Origin of the sequence: Streptosporangium nondiastaticum, assembly GCF_003011965.1 — a bacterium.
Taxonomy (GTDB): Bacteria; Actinomycetota; Actinomycetes; order Streptomycetales; family Streptomycetaceae; genus Streptomyces; species Streptomyces nondiastaticus.
This window is the reverse complement of the sequence record NZ_PXWG01000021.1, coordinates 1-20136: the sequence shown is the minus strand read 5'-3', so window position 1 is coordinate 20136 and position 20136 is coordinate 1. Positions and strand designations below refer to the sequence as shown.

Annotated in this window: 17 protein-coding genes and 1 pseudogene; 7 read left to right on the top strand and 11 right to left on the bottom strand. The window is 74.0% G+C overall.

Annotated elements, in window-relative coordinates:
* Nucleotides 1-28 precede the first annotated feature (28 nt).
* On the bottom strand, nt 29-1237 hold the full coding sequence (locus B7P34_RS11730) for a serine hydrolase domain-containing protein (RefSeq protein ID WP_106675790.1): 1209 nt from the start codon (nt 1235-1237) through the stop codon (nt 29-31).
* 148 nt (nt 1238-1385) lie between these two features.
* Between B7P34_RS11730 and B7P34_RS11725 the strand changes: the two genes are divergently transcribed.
* A complete protein-coding gene (locus tag B7P34_RS11725; protein WP_106675789.1) occupies nt 1386-2576 on the top strand; it encodes a winged helix DNA-binding domain-containing protein in 1191 nt (396 codons plus the stop codon).
* A gap of 129 nt (nt 2577-2705) precedes the next feature.
* On the opposite strand, the gene B7P34_RS11720 is transcribed toward B7P34_RS11725, so the two are convergent.
* From B7P34_RS11720 to B7P34_RS11705, 4 genes are all read right to left on the bottom strand, one after another.
* Nucleotides 2706-3587 (bottom strand): AraC family transcriptional regulator, encoded by an 882-nt coding sequence (locus B7P34_RS11720; protein ID WP_106675788.1) that lies wholly within the window; start codon nt 3585-3587, stop codon nt 2706-2708.
* 129 nt (nt 3588-3716) lie between these two features.
* Nucleotides 3717-4403, bottom strand: coding sequence for a rhomboid family intramembrane serine protease (locus B7P34_RS11715; protein WP_223267752.1), 687 nt, complete (start codon nt 4401-4403; stop codon nt 3717-3719).
* A gap of 161 nt (nt 4404-4564) precedes the next feature.
* A complete protein-coding gene (locus B7P34_RS11710) occupies nt 4565-5002 on the bottom strand; it encodes a bleomycin resistance protein (protein WP_106675786.1) in 438 nt (145 codons plus the stop codon).
* A 2-nt stretch (nt 5003-5004) separates the two neighbouring features.
* Nucleotides 5005-6477 carry an MFS transporter gene (locus B7P34_RS11705; protein WP_435693959.1) on the bottom strand — a complete coding sequence of 491 codons (1473 nt, stop codon included), beginning with the start codon at nt 6475-6477 and terminating at the stop codon, nt 5005-5007.
* A 217-nt stretch (nt 6478-6694) separates the two neighbouring features.
* Here B7P34_RS11705 and B7P34_RS11700 point away from each other — a divergent pair, with 217 nt between their 5' ends.
* Nucleotides 6695-7414, top strand: a complete 720-nt coding sequence (locus B7P34_RS11700; RefSeq protein ID WP_189382699.1) for a TetR/AcrR family transcriptional regulator — start codon at nt 6695-6697, stop codon at nt 7412-7414.
* A gap of 85 nt (nt 7415-7499) precedes the next feature.
* Here B7P34_RS11700 and B7P34_RS11695 read toward each other — a convergent pair whose 3' ends face one another.
* Nucleotides 7500-8822 (bottom strand): M64 family metallopeptidase, encoded by a 1323-nt coding sequence (locus B7P34_RS11695; RefSeq protein ID WP_106675783.1) that lies wholly within the window; start codon nt 8820-8822, stop codon nt 7500-7502.
* Nucleotides 8823-8984: 162 nt separating this feature from the next.
* Nucleotides 8985-10403 carry an alpha/beta fold hydrolase gene (locus tag B7P34_RS11690; RefSeq protein ID WP_189382697.1) on the bottom strand — a complete coding sequence of 473 codons (1419 nt, stop codon included), beginning with the start codon at nt 10401-10403 and terminating at the stop codon, nt 8985-8987.
* A 148-nt stretch (nt 10404-10551) separates the two neighbouring features.
* Here B7P34_RS11690 and B7P34_RS11685 point away from each other — a divergent pair, with 148 nt between their 5' ends.
* The 3 genes from B7P34_RS11685 to B7P34_RS11675 all read left to right on the top strand — a co-directional run bounded on the left by B7P34_RS11685 (nt 10552) and on the right by B7P34_RS11675 (nt 14248).
* The gene (locus B7P34_RS11685; RefSeq protein WP_223267750.1) at nt 10552-11934 is read left to right on the top strand and encodes a helix-turn-helix domain-containing protein; all 1383 of its coding nucleotides are present in this window, start codon (nt 10552-10554) and stop codon (nt 11932-11934) included.
* Between the two features lie 488 nt (nt 11935-12422).
* On the top strand, nt 12423-13112 hold the full coding sequence (locus B7P34_RS11680) for a response regulator (RefSeq protein WP_106675780.1): 690 nt from the start codon (nt 12423-12425) through the stop codon (nt 13110-13112).
* Nucleotides 13109-14248 carry a sensor histidine kinase gene (locus B7P34_RS11675; protein ID WP_106675779.1) on the top strand — a complete coding sequence of 380 codons (1140 nt, stop codon included), beginning with the start codon at nt 13109-13111 and terminating at the stop codon, nt 14246-14248. Before B7P34_RS11680 ends, B7P34_RS11675 begins: the two co-directional genes overlap by 4 nt.
* Before the next feature lie 48 nt (nt 14249-14296).
* On the opposite strand, the gene B7P34_RS11670 is transcribed toward B7P34_RS11675, so the two are convergent.
* Nucleotides 14297-14692, bottom strand: coding sequence for an STAS domain-containing protein (locus tag B7P34_RS11670; RefSeq protein WP_106675778.1), 396 nt, complete (start codon nt 14690-14692; stop codon nt 14297-14299).
* A 459-nt stretch (nt 14693-15151) separates the two neighbouring features.
* On the opposite strand from B7P34_RS11670, the gene B7P34_RS11665 reads away from it, so the two are divergent.
* Both B7P34_RS11665 and B7P34_RS11660 read left to right on the top strand, forming a co-directional pair.
* The gene (locus B7P34_RS11665) at nt 15152-15718 is read left to right on the top strand and encodes a sigma-70 family RNA polymerase sigma factor (RefSeq protein WP_106675777.1); all 567 of its coding nucleotides are present in this window, start codon (nt 15152-15154) and stop codon (nt 15716-15718) included.
* A gap of 284 nt (nt 15719-16002) precedes the next feature.
* Entirely contained in the window at nt 16003-17103 is a 1101-nt protein-coding gene (locus tag B7P34_RS11660; protein ID WP_223267749.1) for a maleylpyruvate isomerase N-terminal domain-containing protein, read from the top strand.
* 97 nt (nt 17104-17200) lie between these two features.
* Here B7P34_RS11660 and purU read toward each other — a convergent pair whose 3' ends face one another.
* The 3 genes and pseudogenes from purU to B7P34_RS37445 form a co-directional block, all read right to left on the bottom strand.
* Complete coding sequence (purU, locus tag B7P34_RS11655) at nt 17201-18094, bottom strand: formyltetrahydrofolate deformylase (RefSeq protein ID WP_106675775.1); 894 nt, start codon at nt 18092-18094, stop codon at nt 17201-17203.
* A 61-nt stretch (nt 18095-18155) separates the two neighbouring features.
* Nucleotides 18156-18593 carry an SCO4402 family protein gene (locus B7P34_RS11650; protein WP_223267748.1) on the bottom strand — a complete coding sequence of 146 codons (438 nt, stop codon included), beginning with the start codon at nt 18591-18593 and terminating at the stop codon, nt 18156-18158.
* Between the two features lie 129 nt (nt 18594-18722).
* Nucleotides 18723-20136, bottom strand: a pseudogene (locus tag B7P34_RS37445) (hypothetical protein); the annotation flags it as partial.

Below are 20136 nucleotides of genomic sequence, written 5' to 3'. Positions count from 1 at the left end.
CCGGACGCCTGAGCGTCCGGCCCCTTTCTCATTCCCGCGGCCCCGCAGAGAACGCCGCCCCCGCTATCCGCAGGATGTACCGCAGCTCGCTGGAGCCCGGGGGGTTGTTGTAATTGAGCGAGTACACCACCCGCCGCGACAGATCACGCTTCGCGAAGATCCCGTTGGTGTAGCCCGGCTCGGAGCCGGTCTTGCCCCAGACGACCGTGCCGTCCGGCAGCTCGGTGCGCATGAGGCCGATGCGGCTGAAGCAGGCCCGGCCGGGGTTGCCGGGGTCGGTGAGGCTCGCGCAGTGGTGGTTGCCGGGGGCGTTGGGGACGTCCGGGAGGTCGAAGATCCGCTGCTGCTGCGAGGGCGGGAGGAGCCGCCCGCCGAGGAGCGCCGTGATGAAGCGGTCCAGATCCGGCGCGGTGGAGATCATGCCGCCTTCCGCCCACGGGTACGGGCTCTGCTCGGTGACGTCGACGAGTGTTCCGTCCACCGTGCGGTAGCCGTGCGCGTGGGGTTCCGGGAGGGTGACGTCGGCGGCGGCCGGGACGTAGGTGTGGCGCAGGCCCAGGGGGCGGGTGATGCGGTTGCGGACCTCCTCCGCGTACGTGTGGCCGGTGACGCGCTCGATGATCAGTCCGGCCACGTGCGAGTTGATGCCGTTGTACTGCTGGGCCTCGCCCGCCGGGAAGGCCGGCTTCTTTCCTTCCACGGCCGCCTTGACGATCTCCGTGGGGGTCCACGACCGGAAGCGGTTCTCGGCGAACCACTTGTTGGAGCCGTCCCCGTAGGTCAGCGCCGAAGGGCCCGGCAGGCCGCTCGTGTGGTTGAGGAGCTGGCCGACCTTCACGTCCTGGAAGGCGTCGGGGAGCAGGCTGGGCACGTAGCGCCGGGCCGGCGCGTCCAGGTCGACCCGGTGCTCGGCGGCGAGCTGGAGCATCACCGTGCCGGTGAAGAGCTTGGTGATGCTGCCGATGCGGAAGGAGGAGTCCGAGCGGACGGACGCGCCGGTCTCCTTGTCCGCCGCGCCGGACGTGCCCCACCAGTGGCCGCCGGGGCCGGCGACGCGGACGAGCGCGCCGTTCACGTCCGCGTTCGGGAAGCCGGCGATCGACTCCTCCAGCGCCTTCTTGTCCGGCCTCGGCGTCGCGGCGCCGGCCGCCGTGGCCGTCCCCGCCGCGAGTGCGGCGGCCAGCGCCGCCGCCAGCAGGGCGCTGCGGCCGGGGGTCTTCCTCTTCGTCTGCTCCATGCCGACGAGTCTTCCGAACCAAGATCATCTCTACATCGGGCATCGCCCCGACCCGTCCCCCACACTCCCCCGACCCCGCCTCAGGGATGTCCCGTACACGGGCCCTGAAGGACGGAATCCGTCCTACATCCGCTCTACCCTCGCCCCCATGAGCAGCAGCCCCCGCCCCCGCGTCTCCGACGACCAGCGCCGTGCGCGCCTCGCCCGGCGCCACCTCCTCGCCCCCGCCCACCGGGCCGGCAGCACCGAGGAGGTCGCGGACGCCCTGGTCGGACTGCACGCCACCGACGCCGCGACCGTCTACCTCTCCGCCTGCGCGCGGCTGGCCGAGCCCTCCCCCGGTGACGTGGAACGGGCGCTGTACGAGGACGTGTCCCTCGTCAAGCTGCTGTCCATGCGGCACACGATCTTCGCCGTCACCACGGATCTCGCCCCGTACGTGAGCTCCTCCACCGCCCGCGCCATCGCGGCCCGCGAGCGGGCGATGCTCCTCAAGCGCCTGCGCGCCCACACCGAGGGGCACGCCCCCTGGGACGAGCAGCGCCTCGCCCGCACCGAGCGGGAGGTCCTGGACGCGCTGGCCGCGCGCGGCGAAGCCACCACCGCCGAGCTCGGCAAGGACGTGCCCGCCCTGCGCGAGACGCTCGTGACGTCGCCGGGCAAGGCGTACGAGAGCCGGCAGAGCATCGGCAGCCGGGTGCTGCGGCTGCTCGCCGCGGACGGGCACGTGCGCCGCGCCCGGCCGCGCGGGTCGTGGACCAGCAGCCTCTACCCGTGGGCGCCGGTGCCGCCGATCCCCGAGATGGACGTGCGCGAGGCCAAGGCCGAGCTCGCCCGGCGCTGGCTCGCCGCGTACGGGCCGGCCACGGAGGCCGACCTGAAGTGGTGGACGGGCTGGACCCTCGGCGACACGCGCCGGGCGCTGGCGGACATCGGCGCCCGTGAGGCGGAGCTGGCGCGCGGGGAGACCGCCCACGTCCTGGCCGGCGACCTGGACGACGACCCCGAGCCCGCCCCCTGGGCCGCGCTCCTCCCCGGCCTCGACCCGACCGCCATGGGCTGGCGCGGCCGCGACTGGTACCTCTCCCCCGATCACGTCCCCGCACTCTTCGACCGCGCCGGCAACGTCGGCCCCACGGTGTGGTGGAACGGCCGCGTCATCGGCGGCTGGGCCCAGCGGGCGAACGGCGAGATCGCCTGGCGGCTGCTGGCGGACGCGGGCGCGGAGGCGGAGGCGGCGATCGCCGCCGAGGCCGCGAGGTTGTCGGCGTGGCTGGGCGCGGTACGGGTCACCCCGCGCTTCCGCACGCCCCTGGAGAGGGAACTGGCGGCGGGGTGAGCCGCGCGCGCCCCCGGCGATGCCGGTGGTCGGCATCGCCGGGGGCGCGCGTGTCATGCGGTCAGGCCGTCACCCGGCGCTGCAATGCGGCCCGGGCGGGCCGTCACCCGGCCCAAGCCGTCACCCGGCTCAGGCCGTCGTCCGCTCCACCGGTATCCACAGCTCCGCGTCCGCCTGTGCCTCCGCGTCCGCCGCGCTTTGGGTGATCCGGACGCGCAGGATCTCCGGGCCCGGCCTGCTGCGGTACGGGTTGGACGGGAACCACTGGGTGAAGACGTCCCGCCACATGTACTGGAGGGCCTTCGGGAACGGGCCGGAGCTCTCGAAGACCGCCCACGCGCCCGCCGGGACAGTGAGCGCGTCCAAATCCTCCGGCACGTCGGCGGAACCGGTCACCACGCCGTGGTAGTAGTCGAATTCGGTGCCCTCGGCGCGGCTCGGGTCGAGGTCGTCGCTCACCGCCACGATCCCCTCCGGGTCCTGGTCGGACAGCGCGGAAATGCGCCGGATCGTCTCCTGGTCGATGCCGCGGATGAAATCGGCGATCGCCGGGTTCACCCCCTCGTGGACCAGGGGGACACGAACCTTCTTCCCGGCCACACGGAACTCCGGCTTTTCCACAACCCGGTACTGCATGCTGCTGCTCCCTTCGACAACGAGACGGAAGGAGATCCGCGGCTGGGAGTGCAGCGTGGCGCCGTTCCGCCGGGCCTCGCCCGGACCCGTGCCGTGCACGGCGCGGAACGCACGCGCGAACGCCTCCCCCGAGCCGTAGCCGTAGCGCACCGCGATCTCCAGCAGCGTCCGCTCGCCGGCGAGCACTTCGGCGCCCGCCACGGTGAGCCGCCTGCGCCGGACGTACTCCGACAGCGGCATCCCCGCGAGCGCGGAGAACAGCCGGCGGAAGTGGTACTCCGACGTCATCGCGATCCGCGCCAGCCCGGCCACGTCGACCTGCCGGTCGAGATGCGACTCGATGTGTTCCAGGGCCTCGTTGAGCCGGTCCAGCACTGCGGATCTCCTTCTCTTCCTTACGTCCTTCACGTTAGGAAGGGCACGTGCTCCCGGACCCGACATCCTGTGCCCGGTCCGGTCTGGTCAGCCAGTCAGTCCGCTCGCCCGCCTGTCCGTCCGGCGCTGTTACAGCAGGCCCAAGTCGTCGAGTTCCTTGTACAGGGCGGCCCTCGGATTCGCCGCGGCGGGCTCGACGGCCGCCCGCTCGCCGCCCCCTTCGCCGCCCCGTACGCCGCCCCGGTCGCGGTCGCGGTCGCGGAAGACCCACGCCCCCACCACGCCTCCCACCAGCCCGCCGAGGTGGGCGAGCCAGCCGATGCCGGGGGCACCCGGCACGGCGGCGGTGAGGAGGTACGCGTACGACGCCGCCATGACGACGCCGATCAGGGAGTCGATCAGATGCCGGTCGAAGAGGCCCCGGACCACCACGTACGCGAAGTATCCGAAGACCAGGCCGCTGGCGCCGACGCCCCGGGTGCCGGCGTCCCCGAACACCCAGTCCGTGAGCCCGCTGCTCACCATCAGCAGGACGCTCAGCCCGAGGAAGCGGGCCACGCCCCGGTAGGCGGCGAGGAAGCCGAACACGAAGAGGGGGCCGGAGTTCGCCTCGATGTGCTCCCAGCTCCAGTGGAGGAAGGAGGCGGCGAAGACGTCGGGGAGCGTGCCCACGTCACCGGGGACGATCCCGTGGTGGCGGGAGAAGGCGTAGTCGCTCGCCCAGTTGGCGAGCTGGACCGCCCACACCAGGGCCAGGAACCCGAACATCACGAAGAACGCCTTTCGCGCCTCCGCGACCATCCGTTCCGCGTCCACTTGCCCTCTGCCGCTGCCGAGCCCACTCATCTGAAACGTGCTTCCCTTCCCGGGCGGCTCTTCCCGCCGCCGTCACATGCCTCGTACACCTCATACGCCACGCACAACTCACACGTCTCGCAGGCGTCACCGGCATCGTGCCTGATCGGGCGGCCTGACCCCTACCCGGCCGTCGCCCCGGCCGTCGCCACCCCCGACCGGGGCGACGGCTGGTCCCCGTACGGCGTCGTCATGAACTCGATGGCGCACGTGCCGCCCGGGTCGAGCACGTAGACCCCGCGGCCGCCGTACTCGTCGTTGATCTCGCCCGCCACCTTCAGCAGCGGATCGGCCCAGAACGGCACCTGCCGCTCCGCGAGCCGGCCGAGTATCGCGTCGAACTCCTCGTCCGTGACGAGGAAGGCGATGTGGCTGCGGTTGATGCCGCCCGGGTCCACCAGGTCGTCGAGGAAGTCGATGCCGACCCCGTTCGCGCTGGTGACCTGGGTGAAGCGGCCCCATTCCAGCGGGGCGGGCGCGGCCATCAGCCAGGACAGGAACGTGCCCGTCTCCCGGCGGTCCTTGACGTGGACGATGAAGTGGTTCAGTTCGTTGGACACGGTCAGCCTTTCCTTGGAAAACGGTTGGTCTCTCGCCGGCCGGGGCCGGGCTCTCTCCGGTCGGTTTCTCGCAGCCGCAGCCGCGGCAGCGCCAGCGCTCCCGCCCCCGCGGCCGCCGTGCACGCCGCCCCCACCAGCAGCGCCCTGCCGTAGCCCGCCGCTCCCCCGCCCGCGTGCGCGGCCACCGTGCCGAGCATGGCCAGACCCAGCGCGCCGCCCACCTGGCGGGAGGTGTTGACGAGGCCGGAGGCGAGTCCCGCCTCGTGCGGTGGCGTGCCGCTGGTGGCGGCGGCGGTGACGGGCATTATGGCCAGGCCCGCGCCGAGGGTGGCCAGGACGAACGGGCCGAGCACGTCCGCCACGTAGTCCCCGCCGTCGTGGGCGCCGATGCGCGACATCCACAGGAACCCCACCGTGCTGATCGTCATCCCCGTGAGGACGAGCGGGCGCGGGCCGGTGCGGGCGATGAGGCGGGTGGAGATCTGCGCGCCGGCGACGATGGCGGCCGAACCGGGCAGGAAGCACAGCCCGGCGACGAGAGCGCTCTCTCCGAGGACCTGCTGGAAGTACAGGGAGAGCATGAACCACATCGAGAACGCGGCCGCGCCCATGCAGAACACCAGCAGGTTGGCGGTGGCGACGGTGCGCCGCCGCAGGGTCGCGAGGGGGACCAGCGGGTGAGGGGCCCTCAGCTCGACGGCCACGAAGACCGTGAGGAGCAGCACTCCCGCCGCCAGCGAGCCCCACACCATCCACGCGTCCCACCCGTGCGTGCCGCTCGCGACGGTGCCGTGGACGAGGGCCGTCAGGCCGGCGGTCACGGACACCGCGCCCGGGACGTCGAGGCGGCGCAGCCCTCCCGCAGCACCGGTCCCGGTCCCGGCACCGGCACCCGCGCCTTCCCCGGCACCCGCATGGGTGCCGTTCCCGGCCGCCTCCGCAGCCGGTACGCAGACCAGCGCGGCGGCCAGCAGCCCCGCCCCGATCGGCACGTTGACGAACAGCACCCACCGCCACCCGGCGTACTCCGTGAGCACTCCGCCGACGACGCCGCCCACCGCGCCTCCGGCCGCCATGACCGCGCTCCAGGCACCCATGGCCCTTGTCCGGGCGGCGGGTTCGGTGAAGGTGCGCATGATCAGCGTGAGGGTGGCGGGCGCGAGGACGGCGCCGCCCGCGCCCTGGACCGCGCGGGCAGCGATCAGCAGGGAGCCCTCGGAGGCGAAGCCGCCCGCGAGGGAGGCGAGCGTGAACGCGGTGACGCCGGCGAGGAAGGCGCGCCGCGTGCCGACGAGGTCGGCCGCCCGGCCGCCGAGGAGCAGCAGGCCGGCGAAGGCGAGGGTGTAGGCGTTGACGATCCACTGCTGGCCCGCCGGGCCCAGCCGGAGCTCGGCGCGCATGGCCGGGAGGGCCACGTTCATGACCGACACGTCGAGGATGACCATGAATTGAGCGGTGCAGGCGATCACGAGGATCGCGGTCGTGGCGCGTGCGGACGGCGGCCGGCCGGTCCGGGACCGGCCGGCCCTGCGTATGGCGGGGCGGGATCGGGGTGACGAGGGGTCGGCAGCTCGCATGGCAGTGACGTCCTCCGGCAGTGGGTGGACCGACAGCGGGCGGACCTCGAAAATAGAGGTGCTCCAAAAATGTAGCACCTCTATTTTTACTTGCCGGACGGCTATCCTGGGAGGCATGACCACGAGCTCCACGGCCACCGCGACCACCGCAGCCGCACCGGGCACCCCCGCCGCACCGGCCGCACCCGCCTCCGGAATGCGCGGCCGCAAGCGCGAGCGGACCCGCCGCGCCATCGCCGAAGCCGCGTTCCGCCTCTTCGCGGACGAGGGCTTCGACGCCGTGACGCTCACCCGGATCGCCGCCGCGGCCGACGTCGCCCCGGCCACCGTCTTCACGCACTACGCGTCGAAAGAGGACATCTTCTTCGGCCGCCGGCTGGAGTTCGAGCCGGGCATCGCCGAGGCCGTGCGCGGCGCGGCGACCGGCCCGGAGCTCATCGAGCGGCTGCGCCGCGCCTGCACCGAGGCCGTCGGCACGATCCTGGCCGCGGACTCCCTCCCCCAGGCGCGCACGTTCTCCCGCATCCTGCTGGACAGCCCCTCCCTGCGCCGCAGTTACCTCCCGCTGGCCCGCGAGCGCCGCGACCAGCTCCTGGCCGCCCTGCTGGAACGGGCGGGAGAGCGGGCCGCGGACGCGGACGTACGGGACGAGCTGGAGACGTTCGCGTCCCTGGCGGGGGCGGTACGGGAGCTGGGCTTCGATGCGGTGCACGCCGCGCTGGCCGCGGGGGAACCGGCCGAGGGCGTGCGGGAGGCGGCCGCGGCCGTGCTTGATCGCGGCTACGGCCGCCTCGCTCGCGCCTACGTGGACGCGCCCTTCCTGGACGCGGGATGACACGGCCGGGCTGTCAACTGCGGGCCGCACGTGGCTGATCGCGCAGTTCCCGCGCCCCTTATAGGGACGCAGGGACGCTAGCGCGTCACCGCGTCACCCCCCACACCAGTTCCCCCCTCAGCCGTCCCCGCAGCTCCGGGTCGAGGACCGCGTCCGTGCGGTCCACCGCCCTCGCCTTCAGCGTGTGCGGGCGGCCGTCCGCCGGCACGCCCAGTGCGCGGGGGACGACGTCGGTGCGGCCGCGCGCGGCGACGGCCTCCAGGCCGTCCACGTACCAGCGCACGGTGACCGTGGGCGCGGCGAGCCGGACGGTGACGTGCCGGCGGCGCGAGACCGTCCCGTACGTGCCGGTGTCGCTGCTCAGCACGCTCGCGTGGCGGTAGAAGCCCGCGATCATCGCCTCGCGCCCCGGAAGGTTGAACTCGTGGCCCAGCGTGCGCATGATCGAGTTCTCGGTGGGGCGGTAGAGGCCCTTGGGGTAGTAGCCGCCGCCCTCGTAGGAGCCGACGGTGCCGCCGTCCGGTGAGGTCCTGCCGAGCCAGCGGTACCACTTCTGCCGCTTCTCGGCCTGCTGCCCGGCGTCCAGCGTGCTGATGTTGACCTCGCGCGGCTCGGAGCCGGTGTACGTGCCGTACTCGTCGTACTGGTACTCGTCGGCGAGCTTGCCGAGCGAGTGCCCGGTCTCGTGGACGGCGACCTGGTCGGACTTCGGATGGTCCGAGGACGCCGTGGCGACGCCGTCGTAACCGACCTGCGAGACCACGTCGTTGTAGCCCGCGCCGCCGTACTTGGTGGAGTTGGAGAGGACGACGACGAGGTCCGCCGCCGGAGCCTTCGCCGCGTACGACTCGACGCGCGCGGTGTCGACGCACAGCAGGCGCTCGATGTCGTCGCAGAAGAAGTACGAGCGCAGGGCCGTGTCCTTCGTGACGCCCTTGGCGGGGTCATTGGTGACGCCGGAGTCGCGCGAGACCGCGTCGACCGCCCACACGTTGAAGAGGTTCGTGTAGGACGCGTACGGCTCGACGGCCGACATCTTCGCCCACTTGGCGCGTACTGCGGCGTGGAAGTCGCCCTGCTGGCCCGCGGTGTAGCCGTCGCCGATGAAGACGACGTCGAGCTTGGAGCCGACCGGACCGTTGGTGACGACCGGGGTGACGTCACCGTCGCCCTTCGCGGAAGGGAGCAGCGGGCGCGGCAGGGCGGGGGACGCGGGGATGGTGGTGTGACGCGGGTGGCCGTCGGGGCCGGTGAAGTATTCGACGTCCTGCGTGTGTGGGGTTCCTTGAGTGCCTTGGGCGCGGTCGGGGCTCGCGGCCGCGGCGGGCGCCGTGACGGCCAGTGCCGCTGCGAGCGCCAGCCCGCCGGCCGCGAGGGATATTCGTCGTCTCGTGGTTCGTCTTCTCATAGGGGGCCTCCGGGGCTCGGCCGCCACCGGACAGGGTGTCAAGTGGCGGGTCAAGTCGCTTTAATGCGCGGCTCAACGTAGGGGCCCGGGAGGCTCCCGGCAATGGACGCGATCAACGAGCGCTTGGACTGAGGGACGTCACGGACGTCACGCCTCCGGACGTCACGCCTCGTCCCGTACGAGCTTCAGCAGCCGGTCCAGTACGGCCCGGCCTCCCGCCCGCACCCCGTCGTGCTCGTACTCGTCCGTGACCCACGTCCGCAGCCCGCGGATCGCCCGGGCCGTGCGCAGGGAGTGCGCGGTGTCGACGTAGAGGTCGTCGTGGTAGATCGCCGCCGCGACGGGCACGGTGTTGCGGGCGAGCCGGCCGGCGTCGTACAGCGGTGTCCAGCCCTTGCGCTCGGCGAGGAGTTCGGCGGTGCGGCGCAGCGGGCGCAGGGCGGGGTGGGTGTGCAGCATCCAGGGGTGGACGGTCTCGCCGGTGAAGAGGAAGCGCCCGCCGTCGTTGTCGTGCCGGCCGAACCCGCCGGACTGACCGAACCCGTCGAACTGCGGGAATTCCGCCCGTACGCGCTCGGCCGCCCAGTGCGTCGCCTCCCCGTCCTGGGCATATATGGCTTCGTGGAGCAGCGCGTAGAGCGGGCAGTGGGCGCGGGAGAGGATCGCCGCGACCTGTTCGGCGAACGCGTCGGAGAGGCGCGGTCCGTCGGCCGTGTCCGCGAAGGCGTCCTCCAGGAGGTAGTGGAGGCGGTGCGAGCCGTCGCCGGTGCCGAGGAGGATGCCGAGCTGCTGGAAGGCCTCGACGGTCAGGTGCGTGCCGTCGGTGAGGACTTCCTCGTGCTCGGCGAGGTGGGCGGCGATGCGGCGGGCGGCGGCCTCGTCGCCGGGGTAGCGGTCGTAGTGGGCGAGGGTCTTGCGCTCCATGCGCGGGTAGGCGGCGCGGTAGACGGCGTCCGCGTCGGCGTCGAGGCCGGGGAGACCGCCGGTGATCAGCACTTCGGCGAGGCCCTCGGGCGCGTACGACAGGTAGGTGACCGCGCAGAAGCCGCCGAAGCTCTGCCCGAGGACGGTCCACGGCCGGTCGCCGGTGAGCCGGCGCCGGATGTGCTCGCAGTCGCGGACGATCGCGTCGGCGCGGAAGTGGGCGAGGTAGTCGGCCTGCTGGGCGGGGGTGCCGCGGAGCGGGAGGGTCTGGCGGGTGGCGGGGGTGGAGCGGCCGGTGCCGCGCTGGTCGAGGAGGAGGACGCGGTAGTCCTCCAGGGCGCGGTCGAGCCAGCTGTCGCGGCCCACGGGGCGGCCGGCGGGGAAGCCGGGGCCGCCCTGGAGGTAGACGAGCCAGGGCAGTTCGTCGTGCTCGCGGCTGCTCGCGACGACCTCGCGCGCGTAGACCCGTATGTGCTCACCGGTGGGGTCGTCGTGGTCGAGCGGCACGTCGAAGTGGTGGTCGGTGAGGACCAGGCCGGGCTGGCGGTGCCGGCCGGTCACCGACGGTGCTGCCGCACCGGACGGTGCGGCGCCGAGCGCCCCTCCGCGCCTCTGTGCGCCCCCTGCGAGATCCTGCCCGGCGCGGGCATCCGGCATGGTTCCATCCTCACGTCGTCACGTAGTACCTGACACGCACGGCGAGGTGCACGGCGAAGCGCATGACGCGGTGCACGGCGGCGTGCAGGGCGAAATGCATGACGCGGTGCACCGCGAAATGCACGGCGTAACCTACCGAGGGGCAGCAGTGGCCGAGAACAGCACCCACGGCATACGGGCGGACGGGCCCGCCGAGATCGGCCGGCGCGTGCTGCGGCTGCGGACGGCCAAGGGCCTCACCCAGCGCCAGCTCGCCGAGCCCGCCTACACCGCGGCCTACATCTCCACCCTGGAGGCCGGCCGCGTGCGCCCCTCCGAGACCGCCCTGCGCCACCTCGCCGACCGCCTCGGGACCACCGTGGACGAGCTCGCCACCGGCCGCCCCGCCCACCTGGCGACCCGGCTGCGGATGCGGCTCACCGACGCGCGCCGCACCCTGGCCACCGGCGCCGCCGAGGACGCCGCCGCCCGCTACGCGGCGCTGCGCGACGAGGCGGCGCGCGCGGAGCTCACCTCCGAGCACGCCGCCGCCCGCCTCGGGCTCGGCGACTGCGCCCTGGAGACGGGCGAGCTGACCGAGGCCCGCGACCACTACGCCGCCGCCGAGGCCCTGCTGGCCGACGAGCCGCTGCCGCGCCGCGTGCCCGCGCTGCGCGGCCGGGCCACGGCCCACCTCCTGGCGGGAGAACTGCGCTACGCCTGCTACCTGCTGGAGACCGCGCTGGACGAGCTGAACGCCTCCGGCCTGCACGACCCCGACGCGCTGCTGCTCCTCTACACGGCGTCCATCGCCCCGTACATGGACATGGGGGCGCACGCCCGCGCCGCGCACGCCGCCGAGCTGGCCCTGGCGCTGGCTCCCCAGGTCGACGACCCGGCGCTCGTCGCCGGCATGCACCGCGGCGTGGCCCGCACCCTGATCGCGGAGGGCCGGATCGCGGAGGCCGACGCCTCCCTCGCCAAGGCCCAGGAGCTCTACCAGCAGCTGCACATCCGCACCGAGCTCGCGCACTGCCACTGGATGCGCGGCTACGTCCGCGCGCAGAACGGCGACCTGGAGGGCGCCGAGAGCGAGCTGCGGACGGCGCGCGACATGCTGGCGTCGAAGCGGGCGCCGCTGTTCACCGTGCAGGTGGAGGTGGAACTGGCCGACGTGCTGCGGCGGCGCGGCAAGGCGGCCGAGGCGGAGGGGCTGCTGAGCCCGCTGCTGGCGCCGTCGGCCACGGAGTCGGCGCTGGGCGCCGAGCGCGGCGCGGTCCACGCGGGCGGCGCGCACCGCCTGCTGGGGCTGATCGCGGAGGAACGGGGCCTCACCGAGACGGCGGAGGAGCACTACTGCGCGGCGCTGTCACTGCTGGAGCGGACGGGAGCCGCGGGGGACCTGGCGGACCTGTGCCGGCTGCTGGGGGACCTGCTGCGGCGGACGGGCCGGGTCGAGGCGGCGCTGGACGCGTACCGCACGGGCCTCGGCCACCGGGCCGCGCCGGGGACGACGACGCTGGGACCGGCACCGGCGGCGCCGCCGATGTGACGACGGCGCCGCACGGCTCCGGGCCCCTGTGAACAAAGGCATTCCCCCGGCCACGGGCCGCCGCTTGTGGGGGATGCGGCGGTCCGTGGCCGTGTGCCGCAACACCTCACTGCCGGTAGGTCAGTCCCGGCATGCTGCAGTACGGACAGCACTCTGCCGTCCGTAGGCCCCGTACGGAATCCGCCGCGGGTCCCGGTTCGCCCCCGCCGATCGGAGGGGGTGTCTCCGCCGATCGGGGGGACCGGGCGGGGGCCGGCCGGGGTGGCCGGGCGGTGCCGGCCGTCGGACCCGCCACCGGCCCCGCCGCCCGACCGTCCGAAGGGCGATCGGGCGGAGCGCCACGCTCCGTTTTCGGCGATGGTTGTCGGACCCGTACGGCAGGCTGGGGAACGCGACCGGAACCGGACCCCTCCGAACAGGGTCTAGCGGGTCGTGAACGCACAGAGCAGCAGCGCAGGCAGCAGTAGGCGTGGAAGAGGTAACGGCAGGTGATCCGTGTTGCGGTGGTGGACGACGAGCAGCTCGTCCGGTCCGGGCTGCGGATGATCCTGGGCACGGCCCCGGACATCGAGGTGGTCGCCGACTGCGGCGGCGGCGAGGCCGTCGCGACCGTGCGCGACTGCGCCCCCGACGTCGTCCTGCTGGACATCCGGATGCCGGACGTCGACGGACTGACCGTCCTGCGCGCGCTGCGCGCCGCCCCGCGCCCGCCCGCGGTCGCCATGCTCACGACCTTCGACGCCAACGAGTACCTGGCGGCGGCCCTGCGCGGCGGCGCGACCGGCTTCCTCCTCAAGGACACCGACCCGGAGCAGCTCGTCCAGGCCGTGCGGACCCTCGCGGCGGGCGGCAGCGTCCTCGATCCCGGCGTGACCCGCGCGGTGATCGGCGGCTACCTCGCGTCCGAGGCGGAGACCACGGCCGCCGAGGCGGTGTCGGTGCTCACCCCGCGCGAGCGGGAGGTGCTCGCGCACCTCGGCGCGGGGCTGGCCAACCCGCAGATCGCCGAGCGGATGGGGCTCGCGCCCAGCACGGTCAAGGACCACGTCCGCGCGGTGCTCGGCAAGCTCGGCGGGCTCAACCGCGTCCAGGCCGCGATCGTCGCCGACCGGGCCGGGCTCGTCACGGCGCAGGGCAAGCAGCGGCCGCAGGACGAGGGCCCGGGGGCGGGCGCGTGACCACCGCCGCGGGCCCGCGCCGGCTTCCCCCGCGTGTGCGCACCGCCCTCCCCATCGTCGTCCCCGTGCTGATAGCGGTGGTGGACGCCCTGCTGGTCAACGGGCCGAAGCCCGGACTGGACCTCGGGGTGTCGCTCGCGGCCGCGGCCGCGCTGGTGTGGCGCCGGCGCTTCCCGCTCACCGTCTTCGCGGTGACGCTGCCCGGCATCTACATCGGCTACGTCTGGTTCGCCCCGATGATCGCGCTGTACACGGTGGCGACGCTGCGCACCGACCGGCGGCTGCTCGTGGGGGCGGCCGCGCTGCTCGCCGCCGCGCACTTCCTGCCGTACCCGATCTCCCACCTCTCCTTCGCCGACCGGCGCGACGTGGCCCTCCAGTTCCTCGACGCGTGCGTCACCGCCGCCACGCCCGTCGCGCTCGGCCTGCTCACCCGCACCCGGCGCGAGCTCGGCGCGCGGCTGGACGAGCTGACGCGCAGCCGGGCGCGCGAGGACCGGCTGCTCGCAGACCAGGTCCTGGCCACCGAGCGGGCCCGGCTCGCCCGCGAGATGCACGACGTCGTCGCCCACCAGGTCAGCCTGATCAGCCTGCAGGCCGGCGCCGTCCAGATCAGCACGGGCGACGAGCAGGCGCGCGAAGGGGCCCGCAGGATCCGCGAGCTGTCGGTGCGCACGCTGGAGGAGCTGCGGCACATGGTCGGCATCCTGCGCGCCGCCGGGGCCGACACCGAAGAGCTCACCCCGCAGCCGCGCCTCGCGGACCTGCCCCGGCTGATCGAGCTGAGCGCGCTCGACGTGACGTACGAGAACGCGTGCGCTCCCGGGACCGCGCGCTCCGAGGCCGTCGAGCGCGCGGCGTTCCGCACGGTGCAGGAAGCGCTGACCAACGCCCGCAAGCACGCGCCCGGTGCGCGGGTACGGGTGCGGCTGGCGGAGGACGCCGCGGAGACGCTGCTGGTGGAGATCCGCAACGGACCGCCGGACGCGGCCGTCCCGGCACCGGGGCTGCCCGGCGGCGGGCACGGACTGGTGGGACTGCGCGAGCGGGCGCAGAGCCTGGGCGGAACTCTTGAGGCACACGGGACGCGGGAGGGCGGCTTCGTCGTACGGGCCGGGTTCCCGCGGGAGGGGTAGGAGAGGTACGGGGGTCGGAGGGGCGGGCCCCTCCGCGGAGCGGTCCGCCTAGGCGGACTGCGCGGGGAGGGCCTCGCCGCTGTCGCGGCCCTCGTGGGTGGCCGTGGCCAGGTCCGGATAGATCTCGAAGAGGCGGCGCACCCCCAGTGCGCCGAGCACCCTGTTGACGTGGGAGCCGTCCGCCGCGCCGCCCTGCGGGGGCAGGATGAGTCTCAGCCGCCCCTGACAGGAGCGCATCAGGCGGCGGGCGGCGATGAGGACGCCGACGCCGCTGGAGTCGCAGAAGCGCACCTCGGCCAGGTCGAGCACGAGGCTGCGCCGTCCGTCGGCGACCGCGTCGTGCACGCGTTGCCGGACCACCGGCGACGTCACCAGGTCCATCTCGCCGGAGACGCGGAGGACGGCCCAGTCCCCGCGCTCGGCGTCCTTCACCTTCAACGTCACGCGCTCGAAGCCCCTTCGCTCGGTCTCTCGCTCCCCGGAACGGACCTTTCCGCAGCCGTGGCTGCCCGGCGTCTCCCCCGTCTCGCCCACGTGAAACGCCGGTGGGACCGGGCGTGCGGCGCCGGCCCCCAACGAGCCTATGCCCAGCTCGAACCGTTAATCCCCAAAGTTCCGGTCACACCCGCATAACACATCGGCACATTCGCGCACGTACGATCCGTAACGATCGGCCAGATGTGCGGAAAGTGACCGTGGCAATACCATCCGGAGCCGCCCGGTGGGGCGATCTTCACGATGTTCCCCGCAAAGGCGGCCGGACCGCCGGACCCGGCCACTACATTCGAGGAGTATGTGACCGTGGGCACAAGCGCGGTGCGGCATGACGCCGGGCATGAGTGCGACGGACACACTTTCGGCGGATCGGATCGACGAGAACCAGCGGCGGACGGAGGGGCAGCCATGGCGACCGACGGAGCACCACCCCGGTGGGACCGCAAGATGCAGCAGCGGCTCGCGCACGGCGAGGCGGCCGCCCTCGGCGAACTCTACGACCGCTTCGCCTCCCTCGTGCACACCCTCGCCCACCGCGTCCTTGAGGACGAGGCCGCCGCCGACCGCGTCACGCGCGAGGTTTTCGGCCACGTCTGGGAGCACCCCGGCGACTTCGACCCCAAGGAGGGCTCGCTGCGCTCCTGGATCGCCGGGCTCACCCACCGTCAGGCGGTGGAGCGGCTGCGGCAGTCCCAGAGCGCCGGGGCGGCCACGCCCGAGGAGATCGAGGAGAAGGTGCGGGCGGCGTCCGCCGCGGCCCGCGCCGACTACATCGTCACGTCCATGCCGGCCCCGCTGCGCGCCGCGCTCGACCTCGCCTACCTGCGCCGCCTCGACTACCGCCGGGCGGCCGCGCAGCTCGGCGTCACGGAGGACGAGGCGCGGCGCCGGCTGCGCCTCGGGCTGCAGCTGCTCTCCACCGCGCACCGCGGGCCGCGCGTCATCGCGCCGCCGGCGCACGGAGGGGCACTGTGAGCGAGGAGTTCGGCCGGGGCGGCGCGGGCCCACAAGGCGGAAACGGCGCCTCCGGTCCGTCCGGGCCGCCGCGGATACCGCTGCCGCGGACGGCGGCGGAGGACGGCCCCCGGTGGCCGGAAGCGGCCCCCGCACCGGCGCCCGGCCCTGCGCCCAGCGCTGCTCCCGCACCGGATCCCGCACCCGATCCCGGGACCGCCCCTGCCGCTGCTCCCGCGCCCGATCCCGGCCCCGCCGCCGCTCCCGCCTCACCCCCTCTTCCCGAAATGGCTCCGACGTCCGACATGGCTCCGAGGTCGCACAAGGTCCTCAAGTCCCTCCTCGGCGCGTGGGCCCTGGCCGCCTGCTCCGCCGAGGAGACCGCGGCCGTCGAGGCCCACCTGACCGACTGCGCCACCTGCGCGGACGAAGCCGTACGGCTGCGCGAAGCCGTCGCCCTGCTCCACCCGGAGGACAACCTGGACCTCGACCCGCGGCTGCGCTCGCGCGTGCTCGCCTCCTGCCTGGGCCGCCGTCCGGCCCGCGTCCCCGTGCCCGCGTGGGCCGCCCCCTACGACGCGGAGACCGCCCGCCTCGACGCCCTCCTGCACGACATCGGCGAGGCGGAGTGGCAGGCGCCTGTGCGGCTGCGGTGGTTCGACGGCGAGCGGCCCGCCGGCCGGGACACCACGGTGGCCGCGGTCATCGGCCACCTCACGGCCGTCGACGGCCTCGTCGCCAGGGCCCTGGGCCTGCCGGACCCGCTCGGGGCCGCCACGGGCACCCCCACCGAGCGCACGGAGGCCCTGTGGGCGGCACGGTCCTCGACGCCGCCGGGCGCGGTGCGGGCCGAGTGGCGGGAACAGGGCCGCACGCTGATACGAGGCGCGTCGTTCGCCGATCAGGAGGCCGCCGGACCGGCCGTCCCGTACGGCCCGTCCACGCTCCCCGTGCGCGACGCGTTCCTCGACCGGGCCTTCGAGTGCTGGATCCACGCGGAGGACATCGCCGACGCCGTCGACTACCCCTACCACCCGCCGTCGCCCGGCCACCTCCACGAGCTGGTCGGCCTCGCGGCCCGCATGCTCCCGGCCGCCATCGTCGCCCGCCGCCGCGCGGGCCTCGCCCCGCCGGCCCACACGCTGGCCGTGGCGGGCGCGCCCGGCCGCTCCCTCCACCTGGAAGTGGAAGGCAGCGGCGGCGGCCACTGGCACATCGCCCTCGACTCCCCGGCCGCCACGCCCTCCCCGGCGACCGAGGTCGCCCATGTCGCCCTGGACGCCATGGAGTTCTGCCGCCTCGCCGCGGGCCACGTCCACCCGGAGGACGCGGCAGCGGGCCAGTCCGGGGACCGCGAGGCGATCCTGGACGCGCTGTACGCGACGGCTTCGCTGTCGCGGATGTGAGGGGCCTGGAATACGTCTGTGGCCCGCATCGAGGATGCGGGCCACAGACGTTCGCGGGCATCAGCCCGAGGCGGCGGGCCGACGCTCGCTCCCGGTACTACGCGAAGACGACCGTCCGGCGGCCGTTCAGCAGGACGCGGTGCTCGCTGTGCCACTTCACCGCGCGGGCGAGGGCCTGGCACTCGACGTCGCGGCCGATGGCGACCAGCTGCTCCGGGGTCACCTCGTGGCCCACGCGCTCGACCTCCTGCTCGATGATCGGGCCCTCGTCGAGGTCCGCGGTCACGTAGTGCGCCGTCGCACCGATCAGCTTCACGCCGCGGGCGTGCGCCTGGTGGTACGGCTTGGCGCCCTTGAAGCTCGGGAGGAAGGAGTGGTGGATGTTGATGATCTTCCCGGAGAGGACCTTGCAGAGGTCGTCCGAGAGGACCTGCATATAGCGGGCGAGGACGACGAGCTCGACGTTCTCGGCCTGGACGAGCTCCAGGAGCTTCGCCTCCGCCTCCGGCTTGGTGTCCTTCGTGACCGGAATGTGGTGGAACGGGACCCCGTAGGAGCCGACGAGCTCGGCGAAGTCGGTGTGGTTGGAGACGACGGCGGCGATCTCCACCGGCAGGGCGCCGATCCGCGAGCGGAAGAGCAGGTCGTTCAGGCAGTGGCCGAACTTGGACACCATCAGGACGATGCGCATCTTCTCGTCGGCCCGGTGGATCTCCCAGTCCATGTGGAAGGAGTCGCCGATGGCGGCGAAGCTGGCGCGCAGCTTCTCCAGGGTGACGGGCGCCTCCGCGCCGAAGTGGACGCGCATGAAGAAGAGCCCGGTGTCGTGGTCACCGAACTGCTGGCTGTCCTCGATGTTGCACCCGGTCATGAAGAGGTAGCTGGACACCGCGTGGACGATGCCCTGCTTGTCGGGGCAGGAGAGGGTGAGGACGTACTGCTCGGGCTGCGCTGGGGCCCCTTCGGCGGCAGGGGACTGGGAGGCGTTCATAGCCCAATAGCCTCGCACACCCGCGGGGCCCCCCGAACCGCGCCGCGGTCGGGGCCGCGGCTCAGCGCACCTGCGTCAGCCGCTCCAGCACCTCCAGCGGGCGCGGCGGGGCCTCCGGCTCGTCCCCGTCGTTCAGCGCGAGCCGCACGTGCGCCTCCCGCGCGGCCTGGACCGCCTCCGGCCAGCCGTGGTGCTCCAGATACGCCGAGACCGGGGCGTCCGGCCCGACCTGGTGCATTATCCGCAGGACGCGCAGCACGGCGAGATCGACGAGCGCGGCCTCGCCCGAGTCGCGGAAGATCGTCCCGATGTATTTCTCGGCCGACCAGTTGTCCAGCCAGGTGTCCTCGACGAGTCGGTAGACGGCGTCCGTCACGTCCCCGAAGCCCGCGTCGCCGACGAGCCAGCGCTCGCGCTGGAAGACCGGGTCCGAGAGCATGTGCAGCGCCGAGCGCACCTGGGCACGCCAGCGCCACCACGGCATGTCATTGAGCGGCATGCCGTCCATGGTGGTCGAGCGGCGGCCGCGGCGGGAAGACTTCTCCGAACCCTGCATAGCAATCGATCGTACGTTCCCCCACTGACATCCGGCCCGAGCCCCCGCCTTCCGCCCCTCCGCCGGTGATCGTCAGAGCTGCGCCCACGAGTGCTGCGACAGCCCGTACTTCTTCGCGATCGGGTTCCACAGCTCCGCGGCCTGCTTCTTCGCGGCCGTGGCGTCGCCGCTGGCACGGTCGCCCGCGGTGCTCTCGCCCGACGGGCGCGCGTGGCCCTTGATGCAGCCGTGCTTGCCGCCGACCTGGTCCGCCCACGCCGCGTAGTGGGTGTCCGCGGAGGCGGACGACTGCCACGCCTTGGTCAGCTGCGCCGACAGCTCGGCGCTGTTGGGGAGCTTGTCGATCGCGGTCTTCTGCAGCCGGGTGACGAGGCCGTCGCGCTGCTTGGCGGCGTCGCGCAGGTCGGACGCGGACTTGCCCAGGTCCTTGCAGTCCCGGGTCGAGTCGACGGCCTTGATCACGGCGTCGCGGCTGTTGTTGCTGTCCTTCAGCAGGGCGTCCAGGGCCTTGGCCTGGGCGGCCACCGGATCCGCCGGGTCCGCCGACGCCGACGGCTCCTTCTTGCCGCCGTCGCCCTGGTCGGACGCGTCGCCGGGCGTGGCGGAGCTGACGGCGGTGTTCTGCGGGGTGTCGCTCTTCTTCTCGTCTCCCCCGCCGCTGAGCAGCGCACCGGCGGCGAGGCCCGCGACGGCGCAGCCGGCGACGACGATGCCGACGATGGCCGCGGTGGGCAGCTTCCGCCGGGAGGGCGGGGAGGCGGGGGCGGGCTGCGGGGGCGCCGCGTGCGGGGCACGCGGCGGAGGTATGTGCCCGGGGGCGGCTGCGGCCGCACCGCGGGGACCGGCGGAACCGGGAGCGGAGGCGGAGACGGAAGCGGAAGCCGCGGCGGAGGCGGCCGAGGCGCGGAAGAGGCCGTCGAACTCGGAGGGCGGCGGCCGCTCTCCCTGCGCGGGGCCGGCGCCGAGCGGCGGCTGGTACGGGGGCGGCGGGACGGGACCGCCACCGACGGGAGCGCCTCCGAGGGGACCACCACCGACCGGAGCGCCTCCGGCGACGGGCGGCAGGTATTGCGTGGCCGCGGCGGAATCCCCGCCCGCGGGGCCACCGCCTACGGGCGGCAGGTACTGCGTGGCAGCGGCCGAGTCCCCGCCCGCGGGACCACCACCCACGGGCGGCATGTACTGCGTGGCCGCAGCGGCGGAATCCCCACCCGTAGGACCACCGCTGGAGCCACCGTTGGAACCGCCGCCCACAGGCGGCAAGTACTGCGTGGCCGCAGCGGAGGCGTCCCCGGAGGCCGCGCCGCCGCCCACAGGCGGCAGGTACTGCGTAGCCGCAGCAGAATCGTCACCGCTCAGGGGCGGCAGGTACTGCGTCGCGGGTTCCGCGGAGGCCGCGGGCGCCGCCGGGGCGCCGCCGGGCACCTGCCCGGCGCCGTGCGTGCCGCCGCCCTGTCCCGCGCCGCCCTGGGCGTAGGGAGCCGGC